Source organism: Streptomyces sp. NPDC007084 (assembly GCF_040703595.1).
GTDB lineage: Bacteria > Actinomycetota > Actinomycetes > Streptomycetales > Streptomycetaceae > Streptomyces.
Map to the genome: position 1 here is coordinate 62,935 of NZ_JBEYFY010000008.1, position 19,098 is coordinate 82,032.

General features: G+C 71.4%; 21 protein-coding genes and 2 pseudogenes. 15 read left to right on the forward strand and 8 right to left on the reverse strand.

Features of this window, described 5'->3' with window-relative positions; translation table 11 throughout:
• The first annotated feature begins 86 nt into the window (after positions 1 to 86).
• From AB0912_RS09975 to AB0912_RS09985, 3 genes are all read left to right on the forward strand, one after another.
• Positions 87 to 662: an FABP family protein gene (locus tag AB0912_RS09975; protein ID WP_366697628.1), complete on the forward strand. Its 576-nt coding sequence runs from the start codon at positions 87 to 89 to the stop codon at positions 660 to 662.
• 136 nt (positions 663 to 798) lie between these two features.
• Positions 799 to 1,224, forward strand: coding sequence for a transcriptional repressor (locus tag AB0912_RS09980; RefSeq protein ID WP_366697630.1), 426 nt, complete (start codon positions 799 to 801; stop codon positions 1,222 to 1,224).
• A gap of 166 nt (positions 1,225 to 1,390) precedes the next feature.
• A complete protein-coding gene (locus AB0912_RS09985; protein WP_366697632.1) occupies positions 1,391 to 2,356 on the forward strand; it encodes a folate-binding protein in 966 nt (321 codons plus the stop codon).
• Between the two features lie 78 nt (positions 2,357 to 2,434).
• Here AB0912_RS09985 and dtd read toward each other — a convergent pair whose 3' ends face one another.
• Complete coding sequence (dtd, locus tag AB0912_RS09990; RefSeq protein WP_366697634.1) at positions 2,435 to 2,860, reverse strand: D-aminoacyl-tRNA deacylase; 426 nt, start codon at positions 2,858 to 2,860, stop codon at positions 2,435 to 2,437.
• Between the two features lie 195 nt (positions 2,861 to 3,055).
• Here dtd and AB0912_RS09995 point away from each other — a divergent pair, with 195 nt between their 5' ends.
• The 3 genes from AB0912_RS09995 (at position 3,056) to AB0912_RS10005 (ending at position 6,905) form a co-directional block, all read left to right on the forward strand.
• Positions 3,056 to 3,712, forward strand: coding sequence for an AmfC protein (locus AB0912_RS09995; RefSeq protein ID WP_366697636.1), 657 nt, complete (start codon positions 3,056 to 3,058; stop codon positions 3,710 to 3,712).
• A gap of 438 nt (positions 3,713 to 4,150) precedes the next feature.
• Positions 4,151 to 5,236: an asparaginase gene (locus tag AB0912_RS10000; RefSeq protein ID WP_366697638.1), complete on the forward strand. Its 1,086-nt coding sequence runs from the start codon at positions 4,151 to 4,153 to the stop codon at positions 5,234 to 5,236.
• 391 nt (positions 5,237 to 5,627) lie between these two features.
• Positions 5,628 to 6,905: a GNAT family N-acetyltransferase gene (locus AB0912_RS10005; protein ID WP_366697640.1), complete on the forward strand. Its 1,278-nt coding sequence runs from the start codon at positions 5,628 to 5,630 to the stop codon at positions 6,903 to 6,905.
• 315 nt (positions 6,906 to 7,220) lie between these two features.
• Here AB0912_RS10005 and AB0912_RS10010 read toward each other — a convergent pair whose 3' ends face one another.
• Positions 7,221 to 7,406, reverse strand: a complete 186-nt coding sequence (locus tag AB0912_RS10010) for a hypothetical protein (protein ID WP_366697642.1) — start codon at positions 7,404 to 7,406, stop codon at positions 7,221 to 7,223.
• A gap of 335 nt (positions 7,407 to 7,741) precedes the next feature.
• Here AB0912_RS10010 and AB0912_RS10015 point away from each other — a divergent pair, with 335 nt between their 5' ends.
• Entirely contained in the window at positions 7,742 to 8,128 is a 387-nt protein-coding gene (locus AB0912_RS10015; protein WP_366697644.1) for a hypothetical protein, read from the forward strand.
• A 27-nt stretch (positions 8,129 to 8,155) separates the two neighbouring features.
• On the opposite strand, the gene AB0912_RS10020 is transcribed toward AB0912_RS10015, so the two are convergent.
• A complete protein-coding gene (locus AB0912_RS10020; RefSeq protein WP_366697646.1) occupies positions 8,156 to 8,344 on the reverse strand; it encodes a hypothetical protein in 189 nt (62 codons plus the stop codon).
• A 177-nt stretch (positions 8,345 to 8,521) separates the two neighbouring features.
• Between AB0912_RS10020 and AB0912_RS10025 the strand changes: the two genes are divergently transcribed.
• The 3 genes from AB0912_RS10025 (at position 8,522) to AB0912_RS10035 (ending at position 11,557) form a co-directional block, all read left to right on the forward strand.
• On the forward strand, positions 8,522 to 9,403 hold the full coding sequence (locus AB0912_RS10025; RefSeq protein WP_366697648.1) for a winged helix-turn-helix domain-containing protein: 882 nt from the start codon (positions 8,522 to 8,524) through the stop codon (positions 9,401 to 9,403).
• A complete protein-coding gene (locus AB0912_RS10030) occupies positions 9,352 to 10,164 on the forward strand; it encodes an HAD-IA family hydrolase (RefSeq protein ID WP_366697650.1) in 813 nt (270 codons plus the stop codon). The genes AB0912_RS10025 and AB0912_RS10030 overlap by 52 nt, the downstream gene beginning before the upstream one ends.
• Positions 10,165 to 10,480: 316 nt before the next feature.
• A complete protein-coding gene (locus tag AB0912_RS10035) occupies positions 10,481 to 11,557 on the forward strand; it encodes a phosphotransferase (protein WP_366697652.1) in 1,077 nt (358 codons plus the stop codon).
• Positions 11,558 to 11,679: 122 nt separating this feature from the next.
• Here the strand turns inward: AB0912_RS10035 and AB0912_RS10040 are convergent, their stop codons facing one another.
• A complete protein-coding gene (locus AB0912_RS10040; RefSeq protein ID WP_366697654.1) occupies positions 11,680 to 12,723 on the reverse strand; it encodes a zinc-binding dehydrogenase in 1,044 nt (347 codons plus the stop codon).
• A 205-nt stretch (positions 12,724 to 12,928) separates the two neighbouring features.
• Positions 12,929 to 13,600, reverse strand: a complete 672-nt coding sequence (locus AB0912_RS10045; protein WP_366697656.1) for an SDR family oxidoreductase — start codon at positions 13,598 to 13,600, stop codon at positions 12,929 to 12,931.
• A gap of 285 nt (positions 13,601 to 13,885) precedes the next feature.
• Here AB0912_RS10045 and AB0912_RS10050 point away from each other — a divergent pair, with 285 nt between their 5' ends.
• Together AB0912_RS10050 and AB0912_RS10055 are read left to right on the forward strand one after the other, a co-directional pair.
• Positions 13,886 to 14,434: a GNAT family protein gene (locus AB0912_RS10050; RefSeq protein ID WP_366697658.1), complete on the forward strand. Its 549-nt coding sequence runs from the start codon at positions 13,886 to 13,888 to the stop codon at positions 14,432 to 14,434.
• A gap of 155 nt (positions 14,435 to 14,589) precedes the next feature.
• A pseudogene (locus tag AB0912_RS10055) lies at positions 14,590 to 14,755 on the forward strand (RNA polymerase subunit sigma-24); the annotation flags it as partial.
• Between the two features lie 25 nt (positions 14,756 to 14,780).
• Here AB0912_RS10055 and AB0912_RS10060 read toward each other — a convergent pair.
• Together AB0912_RS10060 and AB0912_RS10065 are read right to left on the reverse strand one after the other, a co-directional pair.
• Positions 14,781 to 15,415 (reverse strand): annotated as a pseudogene (locus AB0912_RS10060) (nucleotidyltransferase family protein).
• 74 nt (positions 15,416 to 15,489) lie between these two features.
• Complete coding sequence (locus tag AB0912_RS10065; RefSeq protein ID WP_366697660.1) at positions 15,490 to 16,176, reverse strand: TetR/AcrR family transcriptional regulator C-terminal domain-containing protein; 687 nt, start codon at positions 16,174 to 16,176, stop codon at positions 15,490 to 15,492.
• A 53-nt stretch (positions 16,177 to 16,229) separates the two neighbouring features.
• Between AB0912_RS10065 and AB0912_RS10070 the strand changes: the two genes are divergently transcribed.
• Complete coding sequence (locus tag AB0912_RS10070; protein ID WP_366697662.1) at positions 16,230 to 17,531, forward strand: NAD(P)/FAD-dependent oxidoreductase; 1,302 nt, start codon at positions 16,230 to 16,232, stop codon at positions 17,529 to 17,531.
• Positions 17,532 to 17,565: 34 nt separating this feature from the next.
• Here the strand turns inward: AB0912_RS10070 and AB0912_RS10075 are convergent, their stop codons facing one another.
• Positions 17,566 to 17,727: a hypothetical protein gene (locus tag AB0912_RS10075; protein ID WP_366697664.1), complete on the reverse strand. Its 162-nt coding sequence runs from the start codon at positions 17,725 to 17,727 to the stop codon at positions 17,566 to 17,568.
• Positions 17,728 to 17,831: 104 nt separating this feature from the next.
• Here AB0912_RS10075 and AB0912_RS10080 point away from each other — a divergent pair, with 104 nt between their 5' ends.
• The gene (locus AB0912_RS10080) at positions 17,832 to 18,425 is read left to right on the forward strand and encodes a helix-turn-helix transcriptional regulator (protein WP_366697666.1); all 594 of its coding nucleotides are present in this window, start codon (positions 17,832 to 17,834) and stop codon (positions 18,423 to 18,425) included.
• A gap of 59 nt (positions 18,426 to 18,484) precedes the next feature.
• Positions 18,485 to 19,090, forward strand: a complete 606-nt coding sequence (locus tag AB0912_RS10085; protein WP_366697668.1) for a hypothetical protein — start codon at positions 18,485 to 18,487, stop codon at positions 19,088 to 19,090.
• The last annotated feature ends 8 nt before the right edge of the window (positions 19,091 to 19,098 follow it).

Below are 19,098 nucleotides of genomic sequence, written 5' to 3' on the forward strand. Positions count from 1 at the left end.
CGTCGGCGTGCTCGCCTTCGCCGGGCTGACCGTGAAGAAGCTGTACCAGGGCCAGCGCTGACCCCCATCAAGGAACTGTTCAGCTCATGATCGAGATCCCCTCGGACCTCCACAAGGACCTGGTCCCCCTTGCCTTCCTGCTCGGCGACTGGGCCGGAGTCGGCGTGCACGACTTCCCCGGCTCCGAGAAGTGCAACTTCGGGCAGGAGGTCAGCTTCAGCCACGACGGCCGGAACTTCCTGGAGTACCGCTCGCACAGCTGGGTGCTCGACGCGGAGGGCAACAAGGTCCGTCCGCTGGAGACCGAGACCGGCTTCTGGCGCGTCGACGCCGACCGCAAGGTCGAGGTCGTGATGACGCGCGACGACGGTGTCGTGGAGATCTGGTACGGCGAACTCGCCGACAAGAAGCCGCAGATCGACCTGGTCACCGACGCCGTGGCGCGCACCGCCGCGTCCGGCCCCTACAGCGGCGGCAAGCGGCTGTACGGCTATGTGAACAGCGACCTCATGTGGGTCGGCGAGAAGCAGACCCCCGAGGTCGAGCTGCGCCCCTACATGTCCGGTCACCTGAAGAAGACGGTCACCCCGGAGGACGTCGAGCGCTGGGCCAAGGAGCTGCCCGACGACATGCCGGACGACGGCATCGCGTTCTTCAAGTAGGCCGCCTTCAAGTAGGCCGCCGAATTCCTCGGGCAGGCCGCCGAACGGCCGTACGGCTCGGCGTGAGTGCCGCTTTCGTTCACCAGTCCGGTTCGGCGGCCCCCGCTCGTGTGGCCGATGGTCCTAGACTTCCAGTGTGGTGAGCACCGACTGGAAGAGCGACCTCAGGCAGCGCGGCTACCGGCTGACGCCGCAGCGTCAGCTTGTCCTCGAAGCAGTGGACACCCTGGAGCACGCGTCCCCCGACGACATCCTCGTGGAAGTGAGGAAGACGGCGTCGGGGGTCAACATCTCGACCGTCTACCGCACGCTGGAGCTCCTGGAGGAGCTGGGGCTGGTCAGCCACGCCCACCTCGGGCACGGCGCGCCGACCTACCACCTGGCCGACCGGCACCACCACATCCACCTGGTCTGCCGGGACTGCACGAACGTCATCGAGGCCGACGTCTCGGTCGCCGCGGAGTTCACCGCGAAGCTGCGGGACACCTTCGGCTTCGAGACGGACATGAAGCACTTCGCGATCTTCGGGCGCTGCGAGGACTGCGCGGCCCGGCAGAAGTGAGCGGTGCGTGACCGTCCAGGTCCGCGGAAATGGCCGTTGCGTGACCGTCCGGGTCCGCGGAAATGGCCGTTGCGTGACCGTCCGGGTCCGCGGAAATGGCCGTTGCGTGACCCTTCGGGCCCGCAGAAATAAAAATGACGAGCCCACGGTCGTAGTGTGTATGTCCATGAAGAGCTCCCTCCTGTCCCTGCCCGGCGCCGTTCCCGCCGAGGGCGTGGACGAAGGCGTCGCCGCGCACTACGGCGACCTGTTCCGCGAGCAGCGTGCCCTCGCCGACGGTCTCGGCTTCGTGGACCTCTCGCACCGCGGTGTCGTCACCGTCACCGGCGACGACCGGCTCTCCTGGCTGCACCTGCTGCTCACCCAGCACGTCACCGACCTCCCGGCGGGCCGGGCCACCGAGGCGCTGATCCTCTCCGCGAACGGCCACATCGAGCACGCCCTCTACCTCGTCGACGACGGCACGACGGTGTGGATGCACACGGAACCGGACACCCAGGAAGCGCTGATCGCGTACCTGGAGTCGATGAAGTTCTTCTACCGCGTCGACGTCGCCGACCGCACCGCCGACTTCGCGGTGGTCCACCTCCCGGCCGGTTCGATCGCCGAGGTCCCCGAGGGCGTCGTCGTCCGCGAGACGCCGTACGGCCGTGATCTCTTCCTGCCGCGCGCCGACCTCGACTCCTACGCGCAGACGGCCGGCCCGCCCGCCGGACTCCTCGCTCACGAGGCGCTGCGCGTCGAACAGCACCGGCCCCGCCTCGGCTTCGAGACCGACCACCGCACCATCCCGCACGAGCTGGGCTGGATCGGCACCGCCGTGCACCTCCAGAAGGGCTGCTACCGCGGCCAGGAGACCGTCGCCCGCGTCCAGAACCTGGGCAAGCCCCCGCGCCGGCTGGTCTTCCTCCACCTCGACGGCAGCGAGGTCCACCTGCCCGCGCACGGCACCGAGCTGCGCCTGACGGCCGACGGTCCCGAGGGCCGCAAGGTCGGCTTCATCACCACGGCCGTACGCCATCACGAGCTGGGCCCGATCGCCCTCGCCCTGGTGAAGCGGAACGTTCCGGTGGACGCTCCGCTGACGGCGGACTCGACGGCGGCGGCGCAGGAGGTCGTGGTCGAGCCGTAGCAAGCCCCGGCAGGCCCCCTACGGAGGCCCCCTACGGAGGCCCGTTACGGAGGCCCGTTACGGAGGCCCGTTACGGGGTCACATCTCCAGGAGGACGGTGAACGGGCCGTCGTTCGTGAGCGAGACGCGCATCTGCGCGCCGAACCGGCCGGTGGCCACGGTGGCGCCGAGCGCCCGGAGCTGTGCCACGACCTCCTCGACCAGCGGCTCGGCGACATCGCCGGGGGCGGCGGCGTTCCAGGTGGGGCGGCGGCCCTTGCGGGCGTCGCCGTAGAGCGTGAACTGGCTGATGACCAGCAGCGGGGCGTCGATGTCGGAGCAGGAGCGCTCCTCGCTCAGCATCCGGACGGACCACAGTTTCCGGGCGAGTTGGGCCGCCTTCTCCTTGGTGTCCTCGTGCGTGACCCCGACCAGGACACAGAGTCCCTCGCCGCTGATCTCGCCGACCGTCTCGCCGTCCACGACGACGCTCGCGCCGTCCACCCTCTGCACCACCGCACGCATGCCGACCATGATGCCGTGCCCGGCCGGCGGGGCGCCGTGCGGGCCCTTCGCGTGATTTCCGGACGTAACCAACCCCCCATCTGGGGCCGATCGGGGGCACTCGGTTACATAGCGACCATCCGGGGTGGCACCATGCGGGGTGTTGCGGTGCATCCGGTGGATGGACCGCGCCGGTCGAGGGGACGGTAGAGGCACATGAGCACACCGAGTACAGGGCGGCAGCCCGGCGCCGTGTCGTTGACCCGCGCGAGCGCACGGGCGGGCCGGGCCGCGTCCCGGCCCCCGGTGCAGCGCACCGGCGGCGAACCGCTGCCCGCCGACGCCGGCCGGCCCGGTCTCGCCGTACTGCGGCTGCCCGAACTGCGGACCCTGCGCCGGGACGCCCAGCGGGACGAGGCCGACCTCAGCTATGTGCGGCGGCTTCTCCAGGGGCGGATCGACATCCTGCGCGCGGAACTGGCGCGCCGCCGGGAGCGCCGGACGCCCGGCCCGGCCGCCGGGCCCCGGCCGTTCCTGGCCGCCCGGGAGCCGTCCGTCGTCGAGCGGCTCTCGGAGATCCTCACGGACGCCCCGGCCCGCTCCCGCTCCTCGGCCCGCCATGTCACCGTGGGCACGCCGCACAGCGAGGAGTACCGGGCACTCGCCGCCGACATGCTCGCCGAGGTGGAGCTGTCCGACCTGGAGGCCCGGACCGACGACGAACTGGGCGCGGGCCTCGGCCGTCTCGTCCGCTACGAACAGCAGGTCTCCCGGCAGCGCCAGCAGCTTCAGCGCACGGCGGACGACTGCAGCGCGGAGATCGCCCGCAGGTACCGTGAGGGCGAAGCGCAAGTAGACGACCTGCTCATGTGAGGCGGCGGCGGCGACGTGACGCGGCTCGGGTGACGCGGTGGCTCATGCGACGCGGTGGCTCCGGTGACGCAGTGGCTCCGGTGACGCGGTGGCTCCGGTGACGCGGTGGCTCCGGTGATCCGGGGGCTGAGGCGATCCGGGGGCCGTCAGGCGCCGGGGCCCGACGGCTTCGGGGCTGGGAGCAGCGCTGGGACCTGGGGGCGGTGGGACCTGGGGGCGCTGGGGCCTGGCGGCTCCGGGGCCGGGGGTTGCTCCCGGACCCGGCTGGTTCCGGGCTCGGGGTTGCGCAGGGACCTGGCGGCGCGGGCTCGCTCCGCGGTGGTGGGCGCGGTCCGGGTCGGGCCTGCCCGGTGCGGGCTCGCTCCGCGATGGCGGTGCTCTCCGGGTCCGGCCCGGCCGGCGCTCTCTGGGCGGGTCCCGTTCCGGAAGGCAGCGCCGATGTCCGTCGCCCCTCGCACACCCGAGGACCCGTCCACCCCGGACGCCACCCCCTCCACTCCCTCCACCCCCTCCACCCCCTCCACTCCCTCCACCCCATCTGCCCTCTCCACTCCCTCCGTCCTGCCGGGCGGGCTGCCTCACGCGGCCCCGCCGGTCCTCGCCGAGGTCGTACGCTCCGGGTTCGTCGAGGGCCGCCATCGCGGCAGCCTGGTGCTGCTGGCCGCCGACGGGACGGTGGAGCTGGCGCTCGGTGACGTGACCGCGCCGGTCTTCCCCCGCTCGTCCAACAAGCCGATGCAGGCGGCCGGCGTCCTGCGCGCGGGCCTCGACCTGTCCGAGGAACGCCTCGCCCTCGCCGCCGCCAGCCACTCCGGCGAACTTTTCCACCGTGACCTGGTGCGGAAGATGCTGGTCGAGCACGGGCTGACCGCCGACCGGCTCCAGTGCCCGCCCGACCTGCCGCTGGACCCCGTGGAGGCGGAGACCTACCTCGCCTCCGGCGCCGTACGGGACCGGGTCGCCATGAACTGCTCCGGCAAGCACACCGCGATGCTCGCGGCCTGCGTGCGGCGCGGCTGGCCCACCGAGTCCTACCTCGACGCCGGGCACCCGCTCCAGCGGCTCATCCGCATGGTGGTCGAGGAGGCGGCGGGGGAGCGGGTCGCCGCGGTCGGTACGGACGGCTGCGGGGCGCCGCTCATGGCCATCTCCCTGACCGGACTCGCCCGCGCCTTCCGCCACTTCGTCCTCGCCGCGCCCGGCACCGCGGAACGCCGCGTCGCCGACGCCATGCGGGCCCACCCCGAGTACGTGGCGGGCACCGGGCGGCCCGACACGTGGGTGATGCGGGAGATTCCGGGGGCGCTGTCCAAGATGGGCGCCGAAGCGGTCCAGGCGGTGGCCCTGCCGGACGGCCGCGCCCTCGCCTTCAAACTCGACGACGGCGCGACCCGGGCCCTCCCCGCGGTCCTGGCCCAAGCCCTGACCCACCTGAACGCGACCTCACCCGTCCTCCTCCAGTCCCTCCACACCCCCCTCCGGGGCGGCTCCCAAGAGGTAGGAGAAATCCGAGCAACCTTCTGAGGACTGGAAGCCCCAGGGGCACGGGCTCAGGGGCGGGGGCGAAGCCCGGGAACGAGGGGGACTTTGAGGGGCGCGGGGAACTGCGCGACAAGCCCCCACGGGGGGACGGCCGGCCGACGACGGCGAGCAGGGGCGAGGGCAAAGCCCCGGAACGCCGGGGACTTTCAGGGGCGCGGGGAACTGCGCGACAAGCCCCCACCGGGGGACAGCCGGCCGACGACCGAGAGCAGGGGCGGGGCGCAGCCCCGTACGCACCGAGCCCCCCGCCGAGCCCCCGCGGCAAGCGACCTGCAAGCGACCTGCAAGCGACCCGCAAGCAACCCCGCGGCAAGCGACCCGGCGGGGACGAAATCCCCGCGACACCCCACCGCCGTACACCTAGCGTGGCCCCATGACCCCGCACAACACCCCCGAAGCCCCCGAGGCCCCCCTCATCCGAACCCTCACCCCCGAGGACATCCCGGACTGGCTACGCGCCCTGAACACCGGCTTCCTCCGCCCCCCGGCGGTGTCCAAGGAGGAGACCGAGGCGAGAGGCGCGGGCTTGGTCCTGCCGCGTACCCAGGGCGCGTACGACGGCAACCGCTGCGTGGCGACGTTCCGCTCGTTCCCCCAGCAGCTCACCGTCGTAGGCGGCGCCACCGTCCCCGCGGACGCGATCTCCAGCGTGACGGTCTCCCCCACGCACCGCCGCCGCGGCCTCCTCACCCGCATGATGGAGACCGACCTGGCGGCGGCGAGGGCCCGCGGCGAGGTCGTCGCGACGCTGATCGCCGCCGAGTACCCGATCTACGGCCGCTACGGCTTCGGCCCCGTCACCACCACCACCGAGTGGACCGTCGACGTGGCCCGCACGGGCCTCGACCCCCGCTGGGCGGGCCCCGCCGACGGCGGCCGCGTCGACCTCGTGGACGCCGATGACGTACGCCGCGCGGGCCCCGCCCTGCACGACCGCTTCCGGCGCGACCGGCCCGGCGCCATCAGCCGCGACGACCGCTGGTGGCAGATCGGCACCGGCGTGCTCCGCCTGAGCGCCGACCCCTGGAAGGAACCCTTCTACGCGCAGTACCGCTCGGCGTCCGGCGAGATCGAGGGCCTGGTCTCCTACGAGTCCGACGACAACTGGGACGACTCCAACCAGCCGCAGAACACCGCCACCGTGAACTGGCTGCTCGCGGTGACGCCGGCGGCGGAGCGCGCCCTGTGGCAGTACCTGTGCTCGATCGACTGGATCACCCGGGTCAGGACGGGCCGCCGCGCCCCCGACGACCTGCTGCCGCAGTTCCTGCCGGACCCGCGGGCCGCCCGCATCACCACCCAGTCGGACTGGCTGTGGGTGCGCATCCTGGACGTCGAACGGGCCCTGGAGGCACGGACGTACGCCGCCGCCGGGACGCTCGTCCTGGAGGTGACGGACGAGAGCGGGCCGGACGGCGGCCGTTACCTGCTGCGGGCCGCCGCGGACGGCACCGCGACCTGCGCCCGGACCACCGAGGACGCCCAACTCACGCTGTCCATCGCCGACTTGGCGACCCTCTGGCTCGGTGACGACTCCGCGGAGCGGCTCGTGGCGCTCGGCCGGGTCCGGGAACGGCAAGAGGGCGCCGCCTCCATCGCCGACGCCCTGCTGCGCACGTCCAGGCGACCGTGGTGCCCGGACATCTTCTGAACCACCGCTGCCGTTCCGTGCGTTGTCCACGCCCTCCTTCCGTGCGGGTACCGGGCGGCTCCCCGTGATCTCCGACTCCGTAGCGATTCAGTTGTGATTGTTGATCCGTTGGACCGTTGATCCGTTGGACCGTTGGACCGTTGGACCGTTGGACCGTTGGACCGTTGGACCGTTGGACCGTTGGACCGTTGGACCGTTGGACCGTTGGACCGTTGGACCGTTGATCCGGTGGTGCGGTGGTGCGGACCGACCGGGCTCCCGGCTCCCCTCCGGAGGAGAGCCCGGTCGGCCGGGCTGGCGGACGGCTGCGTCCGGTCAGCCGGACTGGGCGAGCAGCATCACGAGGATCACGGCCCCGATGCCGCTGATCGTGGTGTTCTTGGCCTTGAGACCGACGGACAGCGCGACGAACGCGATGATGCCCATCGGCCCGTACTTCCACTGGACGAGCTGCTCGAAACCGATGGCGAGGGCGGCGACGGCGAGGGCGAAGAGCGGCATGAAGGTCCCTCCTTCGGGACGATAAGGCGAACCCCGATGAGGACCGCCCGCCCCGACACCCCGACCAGCGACCGGACCAGACCAGCACCCGGATCACAGGCGTCACTCAGGCAGCCAACCCCCGGTAAGTGCAACCATGTTGTGCAAGTTGGTGACCAACTCATTCCTAGTTATCTCCAGGTTGGGGCAACTCATAACCACCTGTCCGGCAACTGCCCAAAGATGGCGGGAAGTTGTAGTGTTCGGACGTGGAGCCGGAACACGCCGCCGCCGACCGGCGGAAGAGGCCACCTCGGTCGCCTGGGCCGCCTCGGCCGCCGAGGTCGCACCGGGAGGTGGTCGATGAGCTGCGCAGCCGGATCAGGTCCGGTGAACTGCGGGCCGGCGAGCGTACGCCCACCCGGGCCAGGCTGGCCGTCCGGGTGCTGCTGCCGAGCGGTGACATCGACCTGCCCTTCCCGGCCCCCGTCGGGGCGCCACCGGTGAAGCTTTACCTGCTCAACGGCGCGGAGGCCCTCTTCGCCTACTACGCGCCCGCCCGGCGTGAGGAGGAGGTCGACTATGAGCGGCTCCAGCTCTACGACGTCCAGGGCACCCGCTCCACGCTCTTCTCCTTCGACCAGGGGGCGGAGCCGCGTGACACGGCGTCCGTGGAGCAGTCCCGTCTGTGGTTCGACGCGCTGTGGGAGACCATCAGCTCCGAGCTGCTGCTCTCGGGCTGAGGTCCCCCGGATGCGGTGCCTCGCAGGTCACAGGGCCGGGCCCGTGACCATCAGGGCGAGTACGACCGCCCCGATGGAGCTGCACGTCGGGCTCTTGGCCTTGATCCCGATGGCCAGCAGGAGCAGTCCGACGAGGCCGGACGGTCCGTACTGCCACTGGGCGAACTGCTCGAAGCCGACGACGAAGACGGCGGAGAGGAGGGCGATGACGGGCATGGAGGTTCCTCCTGCTGTGGAAGGAGGGCCGGCGGGGGGACCGGTCACGATGGGGAGGCAAAACTTCCGCCAACTTGGCCAGGTTGGTTACCAACTATGCTTAAGTTGTCCCCACTTGGCCGGTAGCCATAAACAACTTTCAAACAACTGCCCATAGGTAGGCGGCAGTTGTAGCGTTTGGTCGTGACTCAGGAGAACGTGGCCGTGAACGACAGCAGAAGGCTCTCGCCGCAGCAGATCGCCGACACCCTCCGGGAGCGCATCCGCACCGGCGAACTCAAGGCGGGCGACCGCCTGCCCACCCAGGCCGAACTGGCCGACGAGTTCGGCGTGGAACGCGGCACGGTCCGCCAGGCCCTCGGCCTGCTCCAGACGGACGGCCTGCTCAGCAATGTCAGCAAGGGGAGTCCGCCGCGGATCGCCGAGGTCGCTCCCATCCGGGACGGTCCGCAGCCCACGATGGTCGGGCTCGCCCCCCGCCTCACCGAGGCGTTCGCCGTGCCGCACGTACGGATCGACGCGGCCTGCCTCACGGCGGAGACGCTGATGGTGGCGCTCAGCGAACCCGTCCGGCAGATCCACGACGGCAGACTCCATCCCCAGTCGATCGACGTCCGCATTCTGCTGCCTTCCCGGGACATCACGCTGGCGTTCCCGGTTCCGGTGAACGGCCAGGACGAGGAGGAGGACGCCGTCCACAAGCGGTGGCTGGACCAGCGCAACGCCCAGGTGCTCGTACTGCGGCACAACCTCCAGGCCCTGCGCGCCTCCCATGGCATCGACGTCAGCGTGACCTTCCGCGCGCTGCCGTTCACCCCGCCGCTGAAGCTGTACCTGCTCAACGACTCCGAGGCGCTGATCGCGTACTACATGATCGCCCAGCGCGAGGAGACCGTGGAGAGCGAGGTCCTGGATCTGTACGACGCGATCGGCTCGACGTCCCTGCTCTTCTCCTTCGAGAAGCGGGCGGGCGGGCGCGACGCCACGTTCGTGGAGGAATCGCAGAAGTGGTTCGACGCCCTCTGGGAAACCATCACCACGGACCTGAAACTCTCCTAGTGACTTCTGAAACGGCGCGGGCCGAAGCGGTGGCGACACGGACGACCGAAGCGGTGGCGACACGGACGGCGAAGCTCAGGGACGCGGTCACGCGCGCCCGCTTCGTGCTCTTCGACTTCGACGGCCCCGTCTGCCGGCTGTTCGCGGGGCATTCGGCGGAGCGGGTGGCCCGGGACCTGGTCGAATGGCTCGAACGGCAGGGCATGCACGGGCTGCTGACCGACGAGGAGCGGATGCACCCCGATCCGATGGTGGTGCTGCACGCGGTCAACCGGCGCCGCCCGCGCAGCGATCTGGTGACGGAGCTGGAGGCACGGTTCACCCAGCAGGAGCTGAAGGCGGTGATCTCCGCCTGGCCCACCGCCTACGCCGATCCGCTGATCCGGACCTGGAGCGCCGTCGGCGCCCGCCTGGCGATCACCACGAACAACTCCCCTCAGACGGCGACCCGTTACCTGGCAAGCCGGGACCTGACCGACTGCTTCGCCCCCAACATCTACGGCCGCACCGAGGACCTGCACCACCTCAAGCCGGACCCGCACTGCCTCAACCGGGCCCTGAACGCCCTCGGCGCCGCCCCGTCCGCGGCGCTGATGATCGGCGACGCCCCCTCCGACCTCCAGGCCGCACAGCGGGCCGGAGTCCCCTTCCTCGGCTACGCGCGCAACGAACGCAAGGAGAAACTCCTGCGCGACGCGGGCGCCGAGGACGTGGTGACCTCCCTGGAAACCGTGCTGTCGATCCTGCGCGACCGGAACTGAGGGACCGCCGAGGGGATGGCCGAGGGGATGGCCGAGGGGACCGGCGACGGGATGGCCGACGGGATGGGGGAGGGGGTGGCAGAGGCGGCAGCGGTTGGGAAAGCGGACGAGAACGGGATACGGGGGCGCCCTCGGGTACTCGGCATCGTGGCTGGTGCGCTCACCCGGCAGCCGCTTTCGGGCGAAGGGTGGGTCATACGTTCAAGGAACGGCGCGAGGTGAGCGGAAGGAAACTTCTGGCACCATGCGCACTCGGCGGGGAGTAACCTGCTCCCCTTTTCCTCATTGGTTGCGGTCTCACGTGAGAGAACGGTCCATGTCACCCCAATCGGCCACCCCGGCCCTGCTGCGCGCCGTCGAGGCGAGTGGCGACGCGGACGCGGTCGAGGGCCCGCTCCACGGCTACCACCACGAGACGTACGTCTTCCCCCTGCCGGACGGGACCGGAACGGCCGGGAAGGTCCGCTGGAAGTGCCGGGAGCCCCGGCCCGACCTGCTGTGGTTCGACCGGCGGTGCTTCGCCTCCGAGGAGGAACTGCTCCTGTCGCTGGAGGGCCGCGTCGACGGCATCCCCGAGCTGATCCAGGCGGGTTCCGTCCGCCTCCAGCGGTTCGTCGAGGGCCACACGCTGGGCCAGTTGTACGGCTCCGGCACGGAGGTTCCCGAGCCGCTCGTCCGGCAGATCGTCTCACTCTTCGGCCAGTTGGCCGCCGTCCAGCCCGACTCCCTGACCGCCGAGCGGACGTGCCGGCTCGCCGACCGGGCCGACGAGGCGGACAGCGCCGGCTTCCTGGAACGGCTGGTGCTGTTCACCGAGGAGCGGGTGTACCGGCGGAACCTGCCCCGCTTCGCCGGCCTGTTCCACGACCTCGGCCTGAACGACGACTCGTTCAGGAACCTCCGCAAACAGGTGTCCGGCCTGACCGACCGCCCGTTCTGCCTGCTGCACGCCGACCTCCACCGCGAGAACTTCATCGTGGACGCCGAACGCCGGCTGTGGACGATCGACTGGGAGCTGGCGATGTTCGGCGACCCGCTGTACGACCTGGCCACGCACCTCTACCTGATGCGCTACCCGGCGGCCCAGGAACGCCGGGTGATCCGGCAGTGGCGCGAGGCCGTCGAGGGGGTCGACCGCCGTTACTCGGCAGAGCACGCGGACGACCTGCGCAAGCTGCTCGCCTTCAAACGCGCCCAGTCCGTGTTCACCGACGTCATCCGGACGGCCCGGACGCTGGACAGGGGTCTGGCCACCGAGGGACCGGCATTCGACCACGCCTGCGGCAGGATCGCGACGGTACTGATCGCGGCGGAGGAGCCGCTGGCGATCGAGAGGATGCCGGACAGGAAGGAAATCGCCATCGCGCTCGAAAAGTGGTGCCAGGCGGCCTGAGCGATCTGAACCGGGGTGAGGCCTGGCATGTCCCTCACGCCCGGTGCGCGGCGGTGCCAGCCCGTTGCGCGGCGGTGCGCGGCCGGTGCCCGCCCGGTGCGCGACCGTGCGTCCGTACGCCCTTATGCCGTCGAAACCCCTGACACCTCTGACACGCCAGATGCCCCTGAGGCTCCGGACACCCCCAGCACCACCTTCCCCACCACCCCCCGCCCCTCCACCGCCGTGTGCGCTTCGGCCGCTTGGGGAAGGGGGAACACCTTGCCGATCACCGGGCGCAGGTGGCCCGTTGCCGCTTCGGTCAGGGTCGTGGTGGTGTGGCGGTGGATGCCGGCGGGGGTGAACTGGACGTCCGTGATGCCGAAGAGGGTGATGGCGCGACGGGCGGCCTCGGCCGGGTCGACCGGGGTGAAGCCGCCCGACGGGGCCCCGTGGGCGGAGAAGCGACCGCCGTCCGCGGTCAACGCGAAGGCAGCGAGGCCGAGTTCACCGCCCACCCCGTCCAGGACCACGTCCGCGGCGGCCGACCGGCTCTCGCTCTCCGTGTCGCCGCCGAGCGCGGTGCGTGCCGCGTCCGTCCAGTCCGGGCGGCTCACGTCGACCACCGCGTCCGCGCCCAACTCCCTTACCAGATGCAGCTTTTCCGCTCCGCGGGCCGCCGCGACGACCCGGGCACCGCGTGCGTGGGCCAGTTGGACGAGCAGGGTGCCCATGCCTCCGGAGGCGCCGAGGATCAGGACGCGGTCCGTGGCACCGAGGCCGGTCAGCTCCAGCAGGCCTGCCGCGGTGACGCCGTCGTGGACGAGGGCGGCGGCCGACGCGAGATCCAGGGCGTCCGGTACGACGGTCAGGGCCGTGACCGGAGCGACGGCCCGCTCGGCGTAGCTGCCGTCCACGAACGCCGTCACCCGGCGGCCGAGCCACTCCCCGGGCACCTCGGGACCGAGCCCGCTCACGACCCCGGAGACGCCGCCGCCCGGCACGTACGGGGGTGCCACCTTGAAGTACTCGCCGCCCCAGCCGGCCCGGATCTGGGTTTCCACGAAGATCGTGTCGGCGTACGCCACATCGATCAGTACCTCGCCGGGCCCCGGCACCGGGTCCGGGACCTCCACCGTCACGAGCACCTCGGGCCCGCCGAACTCCTGCACCTGTGCTGCTCGCATCGCCTGCTCGCTCCTCAACGGTTCTCGGAAGCCGGGGAGGGGGAGACCCTCGCGAGCAGTCTTCGACCTCAACTCAGGTTGAGGTCAAGGGCGGGGGTGCCGCCCCTTCATCCGAGGTCGTATCGGCCTCTCACCAGGCCAGTGGTCACCAGGCCAGTGGTCATCAGGGGAGCGGTCACCAGGGCAGTGGTCACCAGAAAAGCGGTCACCAGGGCAGTGGGCGTCCGTCGCGGAAGAAGCCGCCGGTGGGGCCGTCGTCGGGGAGCTTGACCGCCCACAGGACGCTCGCGGCGCCCTCCTCGACGGGCCGGCCGCCGGGGCCGCCCATGTCGGTGGCGACCCAGCCCGGGCAGACCGCGTTCACCAGAATCCCGTCGGAACGCAGTTCGGCGGCGAACATCCTGGTCAGCGCGTTGAGCGCGGCCTTCGACGCCGAGTAGGCGGGGGTTCCGCCGCCCATGCTGGTGAGGGAGGCCGCCTCGCTGGAGACGTTCACGACACGCGGGTGCGCGCTCGCCCGCAACTGCGGCAGCAGCGCCCGGGTCAGCCGCCAGGGCCCGTACAGATTGGTCTCGGCCGCCTCGCGTACGACGTCCAGGTCGGCGCTCGTGGCGCGCTGCCAGGTGTCGTACGTGATCGCCGCGTTGTTGACCAGTACGTCGAGGGCGCCGATGTCCCGGGCCGCCGCCGCGACGTCCTCGGCGGAGGTGACGTCGAGCCGGAGCGGTCGGACGTCCGGCCCGCCGATGGCCCTGGCCGCCTCGGTTGCCGCCTTGCCGGAGCGGGCCGTCAGGTACACGGTGTGGCCCTCGACGGCGAGCCGCCGGGCGACCTCGCGCCCGATTCCGCGGTTCGCGCCGGTGACCAGCGCGATCACGACGCCGCTCCGACGCCGTCCAGGAGCGGGATCAACTGCTCTTCCTCATACGTCCTCATACGTCCGATGGGCTTCACATGTCGGATGGGCTTCATACGGCGGATGGGCTTCACATGTCAGATGGGCTGGGAGACCGCCGGGTGTGGGGGTCCACCGGTGTGGGGGTTCACCGGTGTGGGGGTTCACCGGGGTGGGGTCCACCTCGGAGCGTACGCGGACCGGGTCGTCCTCCGGGGCAGCGACGGCGCCGGTCGGCGGGGGCGAACGTATCCCTAGGATCACCGGATGATCGAAGGCAGACTGGTAGGACTGCGGGCACTGAGCGCCGAGGACCTGGACGCTCACTTCCGGTGGCGCAACGACCCCGAGGTGGTGCACTGGGCCACCGGCGGCAACCCGTACTTCGGGCCCGTGAGCCGGGAGGCCATGGCCGCCTTCCACGAGGCGCGGCTGCGGGACAACCCGAGCAGCGAACTGACGTTCACGGTGGAGGACCGGGCCGACGGGCGGGCGATCGGCATGGCCGACTACCGCGACCTGGACCCGTTCGCCGGGCGCGCGACGGTCGGCATCACCATCGGGGAACGCGACCGCTGGGGCGGCGGCTACGGCTCCGAGGCGCTGAGTCTCCTGGTGGGCCACCTCTTCGGGGCCTGCCGGCTGCACCGCCTCGAACTGGACACCTGGAGCGGCAACGAACGCGCGATGCGCGCTTTCCGCCGGGTCGGTTTCGTCGAGGAGGGGCGCCGCCGGTCGAGCGTCCGGGTCGGGGACACGTGGTACGACACCGTCGAGTTCGGCTGCCTGAGCGAGGAGTGGGCCGCCGGCCGCTGAACGTACGCCTCCCGAGGGGGCCGCGCCCTGTGTCATAGGCGCCCCGGCTGTCTCGTCTCGGTGACGAGGCGCCGGGCCCTCGGGAGAGCGACCGAGGCCGAGGACGCCGTCCAGGAGACCTGGCCGCGCTGGACCGCGTCCACGACACGCCCCGCCGGTTCTTCGACGCGTTCAAGGAGGGCGACGTCGACGGGCTACGGGAGCTGCTCGCCGGCGACGCCCGGTTGCTCGGCGACGGCGACGGCGGGGGCGGGGGCGGGGCAGGGCCCTCAACTGGCGGGTGGCGTCACCGGCGTGGACAACGCGGCCCGGGTGCCGGCCGCGTTCACCGCGCGGTCCGCCGACGTCAGGGGGTGAGCCTCCGGCAGCACGAGGTGAACGGTCTGCCGGTCGGCCAGGGCAGCACGGTGAGTTCCGGCCACTCGTCCTTCCAGCGCCGCGCCTTGGCTACGTAGACCTCCCGCGGGGCGAGCACCGGGTTGGGCCGGACCACGAGGTCGAACACGTCGGACAGTCCGTGGGGCGCGTAGACGCGCCACTCTCCGCCGGGCTCCAGCCGCACTCCCAGACAGCACGTCGTCGCGGCGAACGAGTCGATCGCCGCCTCGGTGGAGTCGTACGGGGGGCACGGCACGCCGAATTTCCGCTCGTACCAGAGGTGTACGCGGGCCTCGTTGCGGATCTCCACGTCGGCCGGCAGCTCGGCGAACGTTTCCCGGCCGCTTTGATCACGGCGTCCTCCGCCTCCCAGGACAGGTCGGCGTCGTCGAAGTAGAAGATGTCGTAGTCCTTGATGCCGCCGGCCGGTGGCCTGCCGGTGACCACGTTCCACACCGTCTGGAAGAGACACCCCGCCGTCACGTACCAGCCGGGCAGCTCCAGCGCCGCCGCCCTGGTCAGCACGTCGATCAGAACCTCGTTCTCGGAAAGCGCGGACCGCAATCCATCAAGCTGCCCAACAACGGGAAGCCGACCCAGCATCCGTCCTCCCTATCACTATGAGCCCCTGAACCAGGGGAAGTTGGCCGCGCCCGCAGGCCCCGCTGCCCTGCGATCTACGAGGCGAGCCTGGCGGCCACCGAGTCGAGGACCCAGTCCAGGCCGGTTGTGAAGGAGGTCTCGGCGGTCACGTCCGTGCCGTCGTGCACGGCCTTGGCCAGCGCCGGGAAACGGCCCGTGGCCAGCATGCTCGTGAGATGCGGGCCGCGGGCGCGCTGCCAGTCGTGCTTGGACAGGCCCGTCGCCCGCTCGGCCCGCAGATGCGCGATCTCGCGTCGGATCGCGCCGGTGAAATAGGCGCTGACGGTCTCCACCGCGCGCATGACGGTGTCGATGTCGGCGGTGGTGTCGTCGAAGGCGGAGAGCGTGGCCTCGGCGAGGGCGAGGCCGTTCGGGCCCAGGGCAGGTCGGCCGCCGAGCAGGTCGGCCAGCCACTCGTGGCGGAGGGCGGCCTGTCTGGTGCGCTGGGCGAGGCCGCGCAGCGCCTCCCGCCAGTCGGCGGCCCGCTCCTCGGGGAGGATCTCGGCCTGGACCTCGTCCACCATGAGGTCGAACAGCTCCTCCTTGGTGGAGATGTACCGGTACAGCCGCATCGGACCGGCGTCCAGGCGGGCCGCCACCTTGCGTACCGACACCGCCTCCAGCCCGCCCGCGTCGGCCAGGGCGACGGCCGCGGCGACGATCCGCTCCCGGTCGAGCGGCACGGGGCGAGTCGGCGGCTCCGGCCGGTCCCAGACAGTCATGCCCACACCGTACCGTTGCGATACACCGTATCTTCCCAATGCGGTGTATCGGCATGAGGCGCACACACGACACGAGCCCCCGCATCGCGGTGATCGGAAGCGGTCCGGGCGGCCTGACCTTCGCCCGCGTCCTGCACCGCCATGGCCAGCCGGTCACCGTCCTCGAACGCGATCCCGCCCGCGACGCCCGCCCGCCGGGCGGCACGCTGGACCTGCGCGAGGGGATGGGCCAGCTCGCGCTGGACAAGGCGGGGCTGCTGGCGGAGTTCCAGGCGCTGTCCCGTCCCGAGGGGCAGGCCATGCGCATCCTGGACACGGACGGAACCGTCCTGCGCGACTGGCGGCCCCGCCCGGACGACCGGGCCCACCCCGAGATCGACCGCGGGCAACTCCGTGACCTGCTGCTCGGCCCGCTCGACGTCCAGTGGGGCCGGGAAGTGACACGGGTGGTGCCGGGGGCCCGCGACGGCGTACGGGTCCATTTCGCGGACGGGCGGCAGGAGACGTTCGACCTGGTGGTCGGCGCGGACGGCGCCTGGTCCCGGACCCGGCCGGCCGTCTCGACGGCGACCCCGCACTACACCGGCGTCACCACGGTCGAGACCTCCCTGAACGAGGTCGACACCCGCCACCCCGACCTCGCCCGCCTGATCGGCGACGGCTCCGTGGCCGCGTACGGCGTGAACCGAGCGGTGGTCGCGCAGCGCAACAGCGGGGGCCACGTGAAGGTGTACGCGCAGTTCCGTGCGCCGGTGGGGTGGGGGACGGGCGGGGGTGTGGACTCGGGCCGCCTCGACCCCCACGTGTGCTTGGACCCGGACCCGGACCCGGACGCGGGCCTGGGGCGGAGCCGAGGCCGGGGCCGGGGCTCGAACCTGGACTTGGCAGAGGTGGATCTCCCTGCCGACGCTGAACCTGAACCTGAACCTGAACCTGAACCTGAACCCGACGCCGAGGTCGTACGGTCGGCCCTGCTGGCCCTGTTCGACGGCTGGGCGACCCCTCTCCTGGACCTCCTCCGCCACGGCACCGCGTTCGTCCACCGTCCCCTCTACGCCCTGCCCGTCTCCCACACCTGGACCCACGTCCCCGGCGTGACGCTGCTGGGCGACGCCGCCCATCTGATGCCCCCGCTGGGAGCGGGCGCGAACCTAGCCATGCTGGAAGGCGCCGAACTCGCCGAGTCCCTCGCCACAGGCACAGGAGATCCGGACGAAACCGTCCGCGTCTTCGAGGAACGGATGTGGGAACGGGCCGGCAGGTGGGCGCGGATCACTACGGCGGGCCTGGAACGCCTCGTAAGCCCGAACCCCACCGAAGCCCTAACCCTCTTCGACCAGGTCCAGCCCTCCTGACGGCCGGGCTGGTCGATCAGGCGACGTGCCCGCTCTACTTGACACGCCCACGGCGCAGGGCGTTCCGCCGTTCGGGGTCGACCTTTCCCTGCGAGACGAAGATGGCTCTGTTGTTGTTGGCGTGACAGGAGCGCATGCCGTGCTTCCGGCCCTCCTGGAAACGGGGGAGCTGGAGCGAATGAGGAGGGACGTTCACGACCCCTACTGCCGTGCTCAGGCTCAGCCCCGTCCCTCGTGGCGTGGCGCACTTTTGCAAGCAGGCGCTTGCAAAAGTTAGCGAGGGTGCGGCATGGTGGGGGCATGGCATCGCTCAACGTCGGCAATCTTGGTGAGTATCTGCGGGAGCAGCGGCGCAGCGCGCAGTTGTCCCTGCGGCAGCTCGCCGATGCCGCCGGGGTGTCCAATCCGTATCTGAGCCAGATCGAGCGCGGGCTGCGCAAGCCGAGCGCGGAGGTGCTCCAGCAGGTCGCCAAGGCGCTGCGGATCTCCGCCGAGACGCTGTACGTGCGCGCCGGCATCCTCGACGCCGAGCGGGACCGGGACGAGGTCGAGACACGTGCCGTCCTCCTCGCCGATCCCACGCTGAACGAGCGGCAGAAGCAGGTGCTGCTCCAGATCTACGAGTCCTTCCGCAAGGAGAACGGGTTCGAGATCGTGCCGGCCGATGGGACCGATGGGACCGATGGGACCGACGGGGGCGAGCGGAGCGGCGGGGGCGACGGGACCGGCCTGTCCGCTTCCGTCACCGGGCTCACCGGGGTCGACGAGGACCCCGGCACCGGCGGGTCCGCCGCTCAGGACATACCGGGTGACCAGCCCGCACAGGACACCGACCACCGCGGCCCCCGCACGGCCGACGGCAGCGATGCCGGTCCGCAGCAGGACGCCGGCTGACCACCTGCGCGCGGACCACCAACCCTCAGCCGACAGCGATTCACGGGAGGACCACCCTCATGGCCATCACCGACGACATCCGCAAGGCCGCCACCGACCCCACCCCCCTGTACTTCCTCGCCGGCACCGCCGACCTGGCCGTGCAGCAGGCGAAGAAGGTCCCCGGCCTGGTGGAGCAGATCCGCACCGAGGCTCCGGCGCGTATCGACACGGTGAAGAACATCGACCCCAACGCCGTCCAGGAGAAGGCCTCCGCCCGCGCCAAGGAGGCGCAGGAGAACCTCCAGACGAAGGTCACCGAGTTCATCAACTCCCTCGACACCGACCTGAAGAAGCTCGGTGAGTCGGCGCAGGACTTCGCCCTGCGCGGCGTCGGCGTCGCCGCCGAGTACGCCGTCAAGGCCCGGGAGGCGTACGAGAAGGTCGCCGAGCACGGCGAGCTGACCGTGCGCACCTGGCGTGGCGAGGCCGCCGAGGAGATCGAGGACTTCGCCATCGCCGTGGAGCCCAACGCCGGGCCCGGCGAGATCAAGACCGAGCCGAAGCCGAAGCCGACTCCGGTGGTCGTGGCCGACGAGACCGCCACCGCCAAGAAGGCCCCGGCGAAGAAGGCTCCGGCGGCCCGCAAGCCCGCCGCCAAGAAGACCACCCCGCCCGCCAAGTAAGGCAGAGC